Annotated in this window: 13 protein-coding genes; 9 read left to right on the top strand and 4 right to left on the bottom strand. The window is 43.1% G+C overall.

What is annotated here, in order from left to right:
• Positions 1-74: 74 nt before the first annotated feature.
• From ACNAZ4_RS02250 to ACNAZ4_RS02220, 7 genes are all read left to right on the top strand, one after another.
• Positions 75-968, top strand: coding sequence for a LysR family transcriptional regulator (locus ACNAZ4_RS02250; protein ID WP_415812558.1), 894 nt, complete (start codon positions 75-77; stop codon positions 966-968).
• Between the two features lie 141 nt (positions 969-1,109).
• On the top strand, positions 1,110-1,820 hold the full coding sequence (gene dapD, locus ACNAZ4_RS02245; RefSeq protein WP_415812557.1) for a 2,3,4,5-tetrahydropyridine-2,6-dicarboxylate N-acetyltransferase: 711 nt from the start codon (positions 1,110-1,112) through the stop codon (positions 1,818-1,820).
• A gap of 63 nt (positions 1,821-1,883) precedes the next feature.
• The gene (locus tag ACNAZ4_RS02240; protein ID WP_415812556.1) at positions 1,884-3,008 is read left to right on the top strand and encodes an N-acetyldiaminopimelate deacetylase; all 1,125 of its coding nucleotides are present in this window, start codon (positions 1,884-1,886) and stop codon (positions 3,006-3,008) included.
• Between the two features lie 36 nt (positions 3,009-3,044).
• A complete protein-coding gene (locus ACNAZ4_RS02235; RefSeq protein ID WP_415812555.1) occupies positions 3,045-3,500 on the top strand; it encodes a TlpA family protein disulfide reductase in 456 nt (151 codons plus the stop codon).
• Between the two features lie 598 nt (positions 3,501-4,098).
• Positions 4,099-5,847 carry an ABC transporter ATP-binding protein gene (locus ACNAZ4_RS02230; protein WP_415812554.1) on the top strand — a complete coding sequence of 583 codons (1,749 nt, stop codon included), beginning with the start codon at positions 4,099-4,101 and terminating at the stop codon, positions 5,845-5,847.
• A 57-nt stretch (positions 5,848-5,904) separates the two neighbouring features.
• Complete coding sequence (locus tag ACNAZ4_RS02225; RefSeq protein WP_415812553.1) at positions 5,905-7,722, top strand: ABC transporter ATP-binding protein; 1,818 nt, start codon at positions 5,905-5,907, stop codon at positions 7,720-7,722.
• Between the two features lie 93 nt (positions 7,723-7,815).
• A complete protein-coding gene (locus ACNAZ4_RS02220; protein WP_415812552.1) occupies positions 7,816-8,760 on the top strand; it encodes a DUF4349 domain-containing protein in 945 nt (314 codons plus the stop codon).
• A gap of 228 nt (positions 8,761-8,988) precedes the next feature.
• On the opposite strand, the gene rnjA is transcribed toward ACNAZ4_RS02220, so the two are convergent.
• Both rnjA and ACNAZ4_RS02210 read right to left on the bottom strand, forming a co-directional pair.
• On the bottom strand, positions 8,989-10,656 hold the full coding sequence (rnjA, locus tag ACNAZ4_RS02215; RefSeq protein WP_415812551.1) for a ribonuclease J1: 1,668 nt from the start codon (positions 10,654-10,656) through the stop codon (positions 8,989-8,991).
• Positions 10,657-10,659: 3 nt separating this feature from the next.
• Complete coding sequence (locus tag ACNAZ4_RS02210; RefSeq protein ID WP_415812549.1) at positions 10,660-10,872, bottom strand: DNA-dependent RNA polymerase subunit epsilon; 213 nt, start codon at positions 10,870-10,872, stop codon at positions 10,660-10,662.
• Positions 10,873-11,502: 630 nt separating this feature from the next.
• Between ACNAZ4_RS02210 and ACNAZ4_RS02205 the strand changes: the two genes are divergently transcribed.
• Positions 11,503-12,273: a Cof-type HAD-IIB family hydrolase gene (locus tag ACNAZ4_RS02205; RefSeq protein ID WP_415812548.1), complete on the top strand. Its 771-nt coding sequence runs from the start codon at positions 11,503-11,505 to the stop codon at positions 12,271-12,273.
• 82 nt (positions 12,274-12,355) lie between these two features.
• Here ACNAZ4_RS02205 and def read toward each other — a convergent pair whose 3' ends face one another.
• Together def and ACNAZ4_RS02195 are read right to left on the bottom strand one after the other, a co-directional pair.
• Positions 12,356-12,910 carry a peptide deformylase gene (def, locus tag ACNAZ4_RS02200; protein WP_415812547.1) on the bottom strand — a complete coding sequence of 185 codons (555 nt, stop codon included), beginning with the start codon at positions 12,908-12,910 and terminating at the stop codon, positions 12,356-12,358.
• A 116-nt stretch (positions 12,911-13,026) separates the two neighbouring features.
• Positions 13,027-13,152, bottom strand: coding sequence for a YjcZ family sporulation protein (locus ACNAZ4_RS02195; protein WP_415812546.1), 126 nt, complete (start codon positions 13,150-13,152; stop codon positions 13,027-13,029).
• A gap of 250 nt (positions 13,153-13,402) precedes the next feature.
• Here ACNAZ4_RS02195 and ACNAZ4_RS02190 point away from each other — a divergent pair, with 250 nt between their 5' ends.
• Complete coding sequence (locus tag ACNAZ4_RS02190; protein WP_415812991.1) at positions 13,403-14,068, top strand: YkyA family protein; 666 nt, start codon at positions 13,403-13,405, stop codon at positions 14,066-14,068.
• Positions 14,069-14,264 lie beyond the last annotated feature (196 nt).

Raw genomic sequence — 14,264 nt, 5'->3', positions numbered from 1 at the left:
TGCAGTTTTTTGTTTATAAAATAATCGATGCGAATGGTACTATATATATGAAAAACATTTAAAGAGGGTAAGCGATGTCATCAATTTCTGAATTCCATTTATTATCAGTGCTTGCACAGGAAATGAATATGAGGAAGGCGGCAGAAAGGCTGTTTGTCTCCCAGCCAGCCTTATCCCAACGCCTGCAATCAATCGAGAAGGACTGGGGCACGAAACTGTTCCTTCGCTCACAGAAGGGGCTGACTTTGACACCTTCAGGGGAAGTCGTACTCCAATTTGTCAATGAGACCATCGCCAGGGAAGAAAAGGCAAGGGAAAGCATCCATGCATTAAACTCCGAGGTGTATGGAACCCTTAAAATAGCAGTGGCGTCTATTGTCGGGCAAAATTGGCTGCCGCAGGTATTGAAGAAATATGTAAGCCGTTATCCACAGGCGAAAATCTCACTTGTCACCGGATGGAGCAGTGAAATATCCAGGGCACTGTATGAGGACCAAGTCCATATCGGAATCATCAGGGGAACCCCAGACTGGAAGGGTGTGAAGATCCACCTTTTCAAAGACAACCTGTACCTGGTTGACACGGAGATTACCAGTCCGGAGCAAGTCCTGGATACAGACCGGCCGTTCGTCCAATTTAAAAGTGATTCGAATTACTATCAGGAAATCCAGGATTGGTGGCTGCGGCAATTCCAGACAGCCCCTAAAAGAACAATCATAGTCGACCAGATCGAAACATGTAAGCAAATGACTTTCAATGGGATTGGCTATGCCATCCTGCCGGCCATTACACTAAATGGGGCTGAAAAGGATATCTTCAAAGTACCGCTCCATGATGAAAACAATGAACCGTTAGGAAGGGACACCTGGCTCCTGGGCTACGAATCAGCCTTCCAGTTAAAACAGGTACAGGCTTTCATTGAAATCGTCAAGGATCATATAGTTGATTCCAAGAAAAACGATAATTAGTTTTTCTTGTTTTAAAAACTTTTGTTTGTTAAAGTAATTTTTAGAAAAGGCTGTTTTCATATTCGATTGCTTTTGTACATATTAGCAAGTCGTCGACCAGAAGAGCCTGTGACAACACATACATAATTGGAGGTTAAGTAAATGAAAATGATGGATGCGAACGAAATTATTTCGTTCATTCAAAATAGCAAAAAAGCAACACCGGTGAAAGTTTATATCAAGGGAGATCTTGAAGGAATCGACTTTGGCGAGAATTCAAAAACTTTCATCTCTGGCAACAGCGGTGTCATCTTTGGTGAATGGGCTGAAATCAATCCGGCACTTGAAGCGAACCAGGCGAAAATCGAAGAGTTCGTCGTTGAAAATGACCGCAGGAACTCAGCCATCCCATTGCTTGATATGAAGAACATCAAAGCGCGCATTGAACCGGGCGCCATCATCAGGGACCAGGTTGAAATCGGTGATAACGCCGTAATTATGATGGGAGCATCCATCAACATCGGTGCCGTTATTGGCGAAGGCACCATGATTGATATGAATGTCGTTTTAGGCGGACGTGCCACAGTCGGAAAGAACTGCCATATCGGTGCAGGTTCAGTTCTTGCGGGTGTCATTGAGCCACCTTCAGCGAAGCCTGTCGTGGTTGAGGACGATGTAGTCATCGGTGCGAACGCAGTAGTTCTTGAAGGCGTAACGGTTGGAAAGGGTGCAGTTGTAGCTGCAGGCGCCATTGTCATCGACGATGTGCCTCCATACACAGTCGTAGCTGGAACACCAGCGCGCGTCATCAAGGAAATCGATGAAAAAACGAAATCAAAAACTGAAATTAAGCAGGAACTTCGCCAGCTTTAATAGCAAGCAGGAAAGAAAGCGTGGATAATTGGTCCGCGCTTTCTTTTATAAGGAGAGAATGATATGAACTGGGACGCGTTGATTAAAATTAGAAGAGATTTGCATCAGATTCCTGAACTCGGTTTCAAGGAATTCAAGACGCAGACTTATCTCCTTGATTATCTGAAGACTCTTTCACCTGACCGTATTGAGGTAAAGACCTGGAAAACTGGAATATTCGTCAAAATCAAAGGGATGAATCCGAAAAAGACGATCGGATACAGGGCAGATATCGACGGGCTGCCGATTACAGAAGCAACAGGGCTTGAATTCCAGTCCCTCCACCAGGGACAAATGCATGCTTGCGGCCATGATCTCCATATGACAATCGCGCTTGGGCTGATAACCTACTTTGTTGAAAACCCGATTGATGATCATTTGCTGTTTATTTTCCAGCCTGCGGAAGAAGGTCCGGGCGGCGCCGAACCAATGCTCAATACAGATATCATGCGTGAATGGAAACCGGATATGATCATTGCCCTGCACATTGCCCCTGAATACCCGGTTGGAACAATCGCAACAAGGGAAGGGCTGTTATTCGCGAACACTTCTGAACTGTTCATTGATCTGGAGGGGAAAGGTGGGCATGCTGCTTATCCTCATCAAACGAATGATATGGTTGTCGCTGCATGTGCACTTGTCAGCCAGCTTCAGTCGGTTGTCTCGCGGAATGTCGACCCACTCGACAGTGCGGTGATCACCATCGGCAAAATCACCGGTGGAACCGTACAGAATATCATCGCTGAAACTGCAAGGCTGGAAGGGACGATCAGGACGCTTTCTGTAGAATCAATGGCTAGAGTAAAGGAAAGGATTGAGGCACTCGTCAAAGGCATCGAAGTTGGCTATCAATGCAAAACGTCCATTGACTATGGAGCTATGTACCATCAGGTTTATAACCATGAAGAAATAGCCCGTGACTTTATCGCCTTTGCTGAAAAAAAGGAAAACATCGAAGTGGTCGTCTGCAATGAAGCGATGACTGGGGAAGACTTTGGCTATATGCTCAAAGAAATTCCGGGAATCATGTTCTGGCTTGGTGTTGACTCCGGATACGGCCTGCATCACTCAAGGCTGAATCCAGATGAAGAGGCGATCAAGACCGCCGTTCATTTATTGTCAGAGTATATTCAATATAAAAGTAAATAGATAGTGAATCTATCATTCAAAAAAGAGGTGTTCAATATGAGACTGCGTCAGCCCATGCCTGAAATATCAGGAGCCACTGAATGGCTGAATGGTGAGGTTTCCAGAGAACAGCTGGTCGGCAAAAAGCCTGCGCTGATCCACTTCTGGTCGATCAGCTGCCATCTATGCAAGGTGGCAATGCCTATGGTGAATGAACTCCGTGATACTTATGAAGACAAGTTGAATGTGATGGCTGTCCATATGCCCCGCTCAGAGCATGACATGAAAATGGATGAAATCAAACAGGCAGCAGCAGAGCATCAGATCAGCCAGCCCATCTTCATCGATGACGAGCTTAAATTGACGGATGCATTTGAAAACCAGTACGTCCCTGCCTACTATCTTTTCGATAAAAACGGTCTGTTAAGGCATTTTCAGGCAGGAGGAAGCGGAATGAAGATGCTTGAGAAACGGCTGGTCAGACTAATCGACGAAATAGAAAACAGCGATTGATGGTTGATCAACTCCTTACTCTTTCCGTCCCGGTATATCGGACATTTTTACAGAATTCCGGTGAGAACGTCCTATAGAGCCAGTCTAATGGACACTTTTGAAGGAAATCGCCAAGAGAATGTCCGATAAAGGCAGTCTAACGGACACTTTTTAAGGAAACCGTCGTGAGTACGTCCGATAGAGCCAGTCTAATGGACACTTTTGAAGGAATCGCCAAGAGAATGTCCGATAGAGCCAGTCTAATGGACACTTTTGGAGGAATCGCCAAGAGAATGTCCGATAGAGCCAGTCTAACGGACACTTTTTAAGGAAACCGTCATAAGAATGTCCGATAGAGCCTTCTATCGGACATTTTGCATTCATTCCTTTCGTTAGGGCAAGTGTCCGATTGCTCCGCTAAAACGGCTATTTATTATTTCACTTTCCTAGACCACAAAAAATCCCACACTCAAACTTCCTGTTCGTAAAATCAGATAATTCCTATATACAAAAAAATAAAAAAATTCTCAAAAAAGGCTGGAAAAATATTTCGAAACTCGATATATTAATGTATACGTGCCTTTTCTATTTGTTAAGCTTTTCCAAAGGGGGGAAATGAATGGAGACATTCAAAAAACTGAAAGAGTACTATTGGCCTTACAAAAATTACTTTATATGGTCGATTTTATTTATGTTGATCGTAACGGCTATCACGGTGGTCTATCCGATGATCCTGCAGCTTACGATTGACGAAGCCGTCATTGGCGGTAAGTATGACATGATTCCGCTCCTTGCGGGGGGATTCGTGGGATCTATGATCGTAAAAGGGGTTTGTACTTATATTTATCAATATACAGGGGACCTTTTCGGAATCCACTCTGTATATAAACTAAGGAATTCGCTTTATGAAAAGCTGCAATTTCTTTCCTTCCGATACTATGACAATGCGAAGACAGGGGATCTGATGTCACGGCTTACCGCTGATGTAGAGGGGTTCCGCTTTTTCCTAAGCTTCGGATTCTCAGAATTGATTCGTTTTGTCCTTTTGATCGGCATAAGTTTTTCGGTGATGTTCTATTACTCCATTCCACTGACGCTGGTGACGCTTGCGACCCTTCCTTTTCTTGCTGTGGTCGTCTATAAGTTCGACAAGGCAGTCCACCCTGCTTTCAGGGGAATCCGAAAATCATTTGGGAAACTGAATACTAAAGTACAGGAAAATATCAGCGGAATCAACACGGTAAAATCCCTGTCTCGTGAAGATTATGAGATTGGCAGATTCAATGATTCGAACGGCAATTATAAGGATCAATATCTATTCACATCTGAAATTTGGGCGAAGTATTTCCCGCTAATGGAGTTTCTCGGTAATTTGAGTGTTGTTCTGTTATTGGGTTACGGTGGTTTCCTAGTCATGGACGGATCACTCCTGCCTGGAGAGTTGGTCGCTTTTTACAGCCTTGTCTGGTACATCATGTGGCCAATCATGAACCTTGGATTCGTGGTGAATCTATTTTCGCAATCAAAGGCATCCGGTGAAAGATTATTGGAAATCCTTGAGGCTGACGATGAAATTGAAGAGAAGAGGGAAGCTCTTCAGATAGAGAAGCTTTCTGGGGAAGTGGAATTCGACCAGGTCACACTCCGTTATGGTGATGATGAAAATGCAGCGTTATATGATATTTCCTTCAAGGCAAAGCCAGGGCAGACAATCGGGCTGATTGGATCGACAGGGTCAGGGAAAACAAGCATAACCCAGCTGATGACAAGATTCTATGAGCCAGTTTCAGGCCAGGTTCTTATTGATGGCCGGGATATCAAGGAATATTCAGTTCGCTCACTCAGAAGCAATATCGGAATTGTCCTGCAGGAATCCTTCCTGTTTTCATCATCGATCAAAGCTAATATATCCTATGGAAACCCCGATGCGACCATGGATGAAATCATCGCAGCTGCCAAAAGGGCTCAGGCGCATAGCTTCATCATGGAGCTTCCGGATCAATATGATACGATTCTTGGCGAAAGAGGCATGGGACTTTCAGGAGGCCAAAAGCAACGGATCGCGATCGCCAGGGCAATTTGTGTCAATCCAAGCATTTTAATCCTGGATGATGCCACCAGTGCGGTTGATATGGAAACAGAGTTCAAAATCCAGAAAGCATTATTGGAAGTCATGAAGGGGCGGACGACGTTCATCATCGCACACCGTATTTCCTCTCTCAAACATGCAGATGAAATTCTTGTGCTCGAAAATGGATCGATTGCCGAGCGCGGGACCCATGAGCAATTGATCAAGAATGGCGGATCGTATCAAAAGATTTATGATATCCAGTTCAAAGACCGCCAAAAGGTGTCGCAAACTGGATGATGTCATTAGTCGTAATCAGCCAATCTCTAACAAACAGGAATTCAGGGGGGAAGGTTATTGAGCAGGAAAAGCAATTCTCAAGTTCTAAAAAGATTTCACTATTCTACTGACCAGATTATCGATAAGCCGTTTAACTGGAAACAGATGCTGCGGCTTTTCAGCTATATGATTCCATATAATAAGACGCTTGTGCCGCTGTCGATTGTGATGGTCCTGATCACAACAGCGGTAAGGCTCGTGATCCCAATACTGATTGGGATCTACACACTTGACAGGGCAGTGAAGAACAAGGATGCCACGATGCTTTTCTGGCTGGTCGCTATCATCGGAGGCTTGTATTCTGCGTCTTATGTCGCGAATATTTTCCGGATACGGTGGATGAATCAATTAGGCCAAAATGTCATTTATGATTTGCGGAAGCACTTGTTCACTCATGTGCAAAACCTTTCCCATCGATTTTTCGACCAGCGATCGGCTGGTTCGATACTGGTAAGGATCATGAATGACATCAATTCTCTGCAGGAATTGTTCACCAATGGTGTCATCAACCTGCTGATGGATATGGTTCTCCTGATTGGGATCTTCTTTATCCTGTTCTCGCTGAGTCCACAGCTAACATTGGCAATCATGATCATTTTGCCAATCATGTTCCTGATCTCGACTAAGCTGAGGAAGAATATCAGGCGCTCATGGCAGGATGTGCGCATGAAGCAATCAAAGCTGAATTCTCACTTGAATGAAAGCATACAGGGCATAAGGGTCACACAATCATTCACCCAGGAAAAAGAAAACATGGCCTTCTTTGATGGTGTCAATGATGAGACCTTCCAAAGCTGGAAGTCGGCTTCACAGAAAAATGCCATGTTCCGTCCGATGGTTGAATTGACAAATGCTCTTGGGACCGCAGTGCTGATCTGGTACGGAGCAAGCCTGATCCAAAATGATACCATCTCCATCGGGGTGTTCGTATCGTTTGCTTTCTATCTGGGGATGTTCTGGGAGCCTATCTCAAGGTTGGGGCAGGTGTATAACCAGCTGTTGATGGGAATGGCATCGTCTGAACGAATCTTTGAATTTCTTGATGAAAAGCCTATTGTCTCTGAAACAGATAATCCAATTGAACTGGATGACATGCGCGGTGACATAAAATTTGATAATGTTGTATTTTCTTATGATGAGAAACGGACTGCACTAAAAGGGATAAGCCTCGAAATGCAAGCCGGCCAGACCGTTGCTTTGGTAGGGCATACAGGTTCAGGAAAAACGACCATCGCCAATCTGATCAGCCGGTTCTATGATCCGACAGCGGGTAAGGTTTTGATTGATGGATATGACCTTAAAGATATTTCGATTGGCAGCCTGAGAAAACATATCAGCATCGTGTTGCAGGATACCTTCATTTTTTCCGGAACGATATACGATAACATCCTTTTCGGCAGACCGGATGCAACAGAAAAAGAAGTAAGGGCTGCTGCTGAAGCAGTAGGGGCTTCGGATTTCATTGAGAAACTGCCGAATGGCTATAAAACAGAGGTTGAAGAGCGCGGGAATATCCTCTCGGTTGGGGAACGGCAGCTTCTGTCGTTCGCCAGGGCATTGCTGGCGAATCCCCGGATCCTGATTATGGATGAAGCAACAGCAAGCATCGATACGGAAACAGAGGTGAAAATCCAGAAAGCCCTCAAGACATTGTTGAAAGGCAGGACTGCAATCATCATCGCCCACAGATTGTCGACCATCAGGGAAGCGGATAATATTTTCGTCTTGGAGAATGGTTTGATCATTGAGCGCGGCAATCATGACCAGCTGATGGAGATTCAGGGCGAATATCATCACCTTGTAAAAGCCCAATTCAATATGCTGGATGCAGGATAGAAAGTCTTCTTTTTGAAGGCTTTCTTTTTTTTGTAACATATATACAAAATTGCCGTCTATTACATAAAGATATGTATTCAAGGGGGACTTTCATTGTTGAAAAAGAATCTGCTATTGTTTATTTCGTTAATATTTTTGCTTGCCGGCTGCAGCGGGGGGACATCCAGTGAAAAAAGTGAAATGGACGAATCTGGAAATTCTGCCGAACTGGACAATGTCAGTGAGGACCGGGTCAGTTTTTCAGAAGGAAAAGAACAGGAACAGAACACTGGAGAAAAATCGAAATCCGATACTCGGGCGGGTGTGTCAGAAAAGGAAGCTGTAAGCCAGCGAATGGTCATTTTTAATGCGGAATTGGATATCACTGTGAAAAAATTTGAAAATGCGCGAAATGCACTCGAAGAGAAGGCCGGACGCTACAATGGTTATATTGTACAATCTGATTCAAACCGTTACGATGATAATCAGCAAAGCGGGACGATGACGTTCAGGATTCCTCAGGAGCATTTTCATGCGTTTTTGAATGATGCCGAGGGTTTGTCAGTCAAGGTCAATAATCGAAGAGTGAGCGGGCAGGATGTTACCGAGGAATATGTTGACCTCGAATCACGATTGAAATCGAAAAAGGCAGTGGAAGCCAGGCTGTTAGAATTCATGAAGGAAGCGCAAAAAACCGACGACCTGCTGAAGATATCATCAGATTTAGCGCAAGTCCAGGAAGACATCGATCAGATTGCAGGAAGAAAGAAATTCCTCGAAAATCAGACAGCCTATTCAACGGTGACGATCATTTTGCAGGAAAATCTTGTAGCGGTTCCGAAAATCGATAATGAAAATCTAAATACATGGCAGAAAATCAAAAAGCAATTCGCAGATAACATTAATATTTTGCTTGCTGCAGGCTCAGGAATCATTGTGTTCTTTGCAGGCAATCTCCCTATCCTCCTGATCGTAGGGATAATAGTTGCAGGTATCATTTATTTTGTCAGGAAGAAGAATAAGCCTCGCCAACAAAATAATATAGATTCAAATGGTTAAAAAAAGGCACTTCTCTCAAACTTTGTTGCTTTTGGCAGCAAAATTGAATTGAAAAACATATATTTCTACACAAAATTAAAGCTAATTAAGAGAAAAGAGCCTGCACACTTAATTCCGAACTAAAAAGTGGCTTATGGTCACGTTAAAATCGGTTTTAGGATTTTAACAACAATCTTTACGAAAACAGCTTTAAAAAAACCGTTGCGATAATCGCAACGGTTTTTTTTGCTATACCTCCATGATGATCGGCAGGATCATTGGGCGGCGTTTTGTCTTTTCGTATAGGAAAGGTGCAAGTGTATCAGTGATTTCATTTTTTATTTCAGACCACTGAGTAGTTTTTCTTTCCATCACTTTATTCAAGTGTTTACTGATCAAGCTTTGCGCATCATTGATCAGATCCCCGGATTCCCTCATATAGACAAATCCGCGTGAAATCAAATCTGGGCCAGCGGCAATCTTGAATTCCTTCATATTGATGCTTACGACTACAACGACAAGGCCTTCCTCCGAAAGAATACGTCGGTCGCGAAGGACGATGTTGCCGATGTCGCCTACACCGCTTCCGTCAATATACACATTGCCAGAAGGAATTTTGCCAGCGACACTCACTTCATTGTCGCCAAGAGCCAGAACTTCGCCATTATCCATAATGAAGCAGTTTTCTTCAGGCACTCCACAGTCGGCAGCAAGTTTGCTATGCATCTTCTGCATGCGGAATTCACCATGGATTGGCATGAAGTATTTTGGTTTGATCAGTCGCAGCATCAGTTTCTGCTCTTCCTGGCCGCCGTGGCCGGAAGTATGGATGTCATTCAATGAACCATGGATGACATCAGCACCTGCACGGGACAGCATGTTGATGGTCCTGTTGACGCTGATGGTATTTCCAGGGATCGGGGATGACGAGAATACGACTGTATCGCCAGGCTGAATCTGGATTTGGCGGTGTGTACCGTTCGCAATACGAGATAAAGCGGCCATTGGCTCGCCCTGGCTTCCGGTACAAAGGATCGTCACCTGGTTGGCAGGCATCCTGTTGATTTGCTGCGCATCGATGAAAGTATCCTTTGGAGCCGTGATATAGCCCAGTTCTTGCCCAATCGTGATCGCTGATTCCATGCTTCTGCCGAACACGGCAACTTTTCTGCCGTTTGCGACTGCTGCTTCGGTAACTTGCTGCAATCTATGTATGTTCGACGCAAAAGTAGCGAAAATCACCCGTCCATCCACTTTTCGGAAAATATCATGTATGCTCTCACCTACACGGCGTTCAGACATTGTAAAATGAGGCACCTCGGCATTTGTGCTGTCAGAAAGCAAGCAGAGCACGCCTTCTTTGCCGATTTCAGCCATTTTCGTCAAATTGGCTGGCTCACCTACTGGGGTGAAATCAAATTTAAAGTCACCAGTGTGGACGATTTGTCCAGGAGGTGTTTTTACAACGATCCCGTATGAATCTGGAATACTATGTGTCGTCCTGAAGAACGTAACCGATGTCTTGCGGAATTTGATGATATCATCTTCCTTGATCTCAATCAGTTTCGCTTTTCGAAGCAGGCCATGTTCTTCAAGCTTGTTCTTAATCAGGCCGAGCGCCAGTTTGCCGCCGTAGATCGGGACATTGATTTCACGAAGCAAGTAGGGAATGCCGCCGATGTGATCTTCATGGCCATGGGTAATGAAAAGGCCTTTGATCTTGTCCTCATTTTTTACAAGATAGGAATAGTCAGGGATGACATAATCAATTCCCAGCAATTCATCTTCAGGGAATTTAATGCCTGCATCAATCAAAATGATTTCATCCTGAAACTGCACGCCATACGTGTTCTTGCCGATCTCACCCAATCCACCGAGTGCAAAAACGGCTGTTTGGTCATTTTTTACGAATTTCATAAATTATTCGATCTCCAATACTTCAAAGTCTTCTTTTTGCTTTTCATACTCAAAGTAATTACCCTTAACTGCCTCGACATATTCGACATTATACTGGCGGTCAGCAATTTTAGTCCGTACTTCTCTTTCCGAGTCGGCTTCAACATAAATCGTCTGTGTCTTTTCGCGAACTGGTACTTGCTTGTTGGATTCCTGGAAGTAAACTTTAAAAATCATTAAAAATCTCTCTCCTTAAATATACTTTTCTATTTTACAGGATGTTCTTCATAAAACTGATTTCATCCACTGTCCATTCTGGCTGGATTTACAGTAAATACTATGCCAGAGTGTCGGGTGGCATTGAAATCAATTCGAACTCAGTCCTATATAAAAATGACAATGTTACCATTGTTATTATCAACCGTGCCGTGTTTTCCGCTATTAACCAATTTACAATAAGGAAGGAGCCCTTCGCAAGTTTGAAGGGCTCAAAAAGTTAAGCGATTGTTTTTTTACGAAGCAAATCTTTCCACTGTTTCAAAAGCTTTTTCCTTAGCTTCTTTAACATAGTGGATCATCTCCTTAATTCTTATTTTAAACTATCCTTGTCCAAAGTAAAGTAAACAAGGAAAAGTTTAGCAAAGATAATTTTTCAAATTCCTATCTTTTTGTTTATATTATATGATGAAATAGCAAATTTTTTCATGGATATTGATGGAATTACATAAATTGTCATTTATTTGACACAGTTTTATGCTGCGTTTTTCTGTACATGAACTCATCGATTTGATAGACTACCGAGATTACATAATTCTGCCCAAGAGGTAGGAAAATACATTCAAGCAGAGCATTGAAGGAGAATATTTCATGAGCAAAATCGTATTTTTTGATATTGATGGGACACTTTTGGACCATGATAAAAATTTGCCTGCCTCCACAAAAGAGGCACTTGAAAAGCTGAAGGAAAATGGGGTATTCGTGGCGATTGCGACGGGAAGGGCTCCATTTATGTTCGAAAATCTCAGGAAAGAGCTGGATATCGATTCTTTCGTAAGCTTTAATGGCCAATATGTTGTGTTTGAGGGAGAGCCCATTTACCAAAACCCACTGAACAATCATAAATTAGAGCAGCTTTACCTTGAAGCTTCAGACAAGGGTCACCCGGTCGTATTTATGAACCATCAGACGATGAAGTCCTCTGTAAAACACCACAATTTCATCGAAACAAGCCTGGGGGGATTGAAATTTGCCCATCCGGAACAGGATGACCGTTTTTATGTTGACAAGGACCTGTTCCAAACCCTTTTGTTCTGTGAAGAAGGGATGGAGGAATTCTACCGGGAGAATTATCCGGAATTCACCTTTATCAGATGGCATCCGTATTCAGTCGATATCCTTCCTGCGGGTGGTTCCAAAGCAGAAGGCATAAAGAAGATGGTCGAACGCTTAGGTTTCAATCCCGAGGATGTCTATGCATTTGGAGATGGCCTGAATGACCTTGAAATGCTGAAAGCGGCAGGAACAGGAGTTGCCATGGGCAACGCTGTACCGCAACTGAAGGAATTGGCGAATATGGTCACCAGCGATGTCGATGACAACGGTATATGGAATGGATTGAAAGAGTTGAAATTGATTTAGGGTAGGGGAATTCAAGATTAAAAGCAACGATCAATGTGAAAACAGCTTAACAAAAAAAGCCGAATCTGGATAGATTCGGCTTTTATCGTTCTACCGGGGTAGCATCTGGGACTTCGGCAAATGGATCCTGCTTATTGATATGGTCATAGAACATGATGCCATTGAGATGGTCGATTTCATGCTGGAATACGATAGCGGGAAGGCCTTTGAGGCGGATTTTCACTTCATTTCCTTCAAGGTCGAATCCTTTTACGGTTATTCGTGCATACCTGGGAACATATCCAGGGATCGACTCATCCACCGAGAGGCAGCCCTCACCAGCAGTCAGATACGATTTTTCCACTGAATGACTGATGATCTTAGGATTGAAAAGGGCATAGCTGATCAAGCTGTCTTTCTCATCTGACAAATGGACAGCGATCATTCGTTTAGTAACATTTATTTGCGGACCAGCAAGACCGATGCCCGGGCGAAGACCGTGTCTCTGGGCTACCTCAGGATCCTGGCTGTTCTTAACATATTCAATCAGGCTTTGGAGTATTGCTTTATCTTCCTGTGAAGGAGGCATGGAAACTTCTTCTGCGACTTTTCGAAGCGCAGGATGTCCATCACGAACGATATCATCCATCGTCAACATATATTTCACCTCTAGTATGTAATAATGTTAAGTCTAACAAATGTATGATGAAAAGTTAACTAGAAAACATGAAAAGGGAGAGGGATATGCATCCCTTCTCCCTTCACTTTTTCCAATTAGAACTTCCAGCATGCGCATCCGACGATGATCAGAAGGATAAACAACACAACAATCAAAGCGAATCCACCGCGATAACCTACTCCTGCAACAGGATAGCCACAACCATATCCGTATCCGTACATATGGAAACCTCCTCTATTGTATGATTCGCCCGCAATTCGGGTCGATTGCTATAGCCTATGCAAAAGAAACAAGAAGGTATAGGCTCATGCCCAAAGCATAAATTGCTTTATGGTTGAATATATTTAGGGAAAGGACAAACTTATTCCACTCCTGTTATGGAAAACACGAAATTTCATATCTATTGTCAAAACTCGCCGCAATCGCTATAGTAAAATTGGTATCTATGAGGAGGTTATTATTTTGTCCATAATGAAAAAAATAAGTTTGGCTATTATCATGATGGCTGGAGTTTTTAGTCTTGCAGGGTGTTTGGACAAGCAATCACCGGAGGAAAAGATGTTCGAAGAGCTTGAAAAGGTGGTTTCAATTGAAAAGACATTTGAGGATCAACAGGATCCGCTTGTAGAACTGGAAAAGAAGGAAAAGGAAATATATGAAAAGATCATATCTTTAGGAATGAAGGAATATGACGAAATTGTAAAGCTGGCTGATGAGGCATTGGCTAATGCCGACAAACGGGCTGAGCATATTGATAAGGAAAAAGAAAGTATCGACGAATCCCAAAAAGAATTCAAGAACATCGACCCAATTATCGAAGAGATTGAGGATTCCAGCCTCAAGAAGCAGGCAAATGAATTAAAGGCGACGATGAATGAACGGTATGAAATACATGAGGACCTCTACAAAAACTACAAACAGGGACTTCAATATGACAAAGAGCTTTATGAAATGCTGAAGGACAAGGAATTGAGCTTTGACAAGCTGGAAGAGCAAATCAATAAAGTCAATGAAATTTATGAAACGGTCCTCAAGGACAATCAGGAATTCAATGACAAAACAGATCAGTACAATAAAGAAAAACTGGCCTTTTATAAAAAAGCTGGAATAGAAGTAAGCCCGGATAAGAAAGAATAAGAACAGAACCAAAACCGCTTTGGAATCAAAAGCGGTTTTTTTTGCTTTTGGCTTGAAAGGGAGCGGATCTTGCTTTGCACTCCGGATTATTTAATGGATACAAACCTGATGTTCAGCATTAATACAGTTTGAATTAAAAGTAATTTATTATAGTACAGCCATTGCAGAAGAGTAATACAGTTACTTTTTCAGGATA

Origin of the sequence: Mesobacillus thioparans (assembly GCF_965138835.1) — a bacterium.
In the GTDB taxonomy this organism is placed as follows: domain Bacteria; phylum Bacillota; class Bacilli; order Bacillales; family Cytobacillaceae; genus Mesobacillus; species Mesobacillus thioparans.
The sequence above is the reverse complement of the archived record's forward strand: the minus strand, read 5'-3'. Positions and strand labels throughout refer to the sequence as shown.

Excerpts from the sequence above, each read along its gene's own strand:
- ACNAZ4_RS02230 (WP_415812554.1), top strand. The coding sequence starts at position 4,099 with ATGGAGACATTCAAAAAACTGAAAGAGTACTATTGGCCTTACAAAAAT.
- ACNAZ4_RS02205 (WP_415812548.1), top strand. The coding sequence starts at position 11,503 with ATGAGCAAAATCGTATTTTTTGATATTGATGGGACACTTTTGGACCAT.
- dapD (WP_415812557.1), top strand. The coding sequence starts at position 1,110 with ATGAAAATGATGGATGCGAACGAAATTATTTCGTTCATTCAAAATAGC.
- ACNAZ4_RS02240 (WP_415812556.1), top strand. The coding sequence starts at position 1,884 with ATGAACTGGGACGCGTTGATTAAAATTAGAAGAGATTTGCATCAGATT.
- ACNAZ4_RS02250 (WP_415812558.1), top strand. The coding sequence starts at position 75 with ATGTCATCAATTTCTGAATTCCATTTATTATCAGTGCTTGCACAGGAA.
- ACNAZ4_RS02235 (WP_415812555.1), top strand. The coding sequence starts at position 3,045 with ATGAGACTGCGTCAGCCCATGCCTGAAATATCAGGAGCCACTGAATGG.
- rnjA (WP_415812551.1), bottom strand. The coding sequence starts at position 10,656 with ATGAAATTCGTAAAAAATGACCAAACAGCCGTTTTTGCACTCGGTGGA.
- ACNAZ4_RS02210 (WP_415812549.1), bottom strand. The coding sequence starts at position 10,872 with ATGATTTTTAAAGTTTACTTCCAGGAATCCAACAAGCAAGTACCAGTT.
- def (WP_415812547.1), bottom strand. The coding sequence starts at position 12,910 with ATGTTGACGATGGATGATATCGTTCGTGATGGACATCCTGCGCTTCGA.
- ACNAZ4_RS02190 (WP_415812991.1), top strand. The coding sequence starts at position 13,403 with ATGAAAAAAATAAGTTTGGCTATTATCATGATGGCTGGAGTTTTTAGT.
- ACNAZ4_RS02195 (WP_415812546.1), bottom strand. The coding sequence starts at position 13,152 with ATGTACGGATACGGATATGGTTGTGGCTATCCTGTTGCAGGAGTAGGT.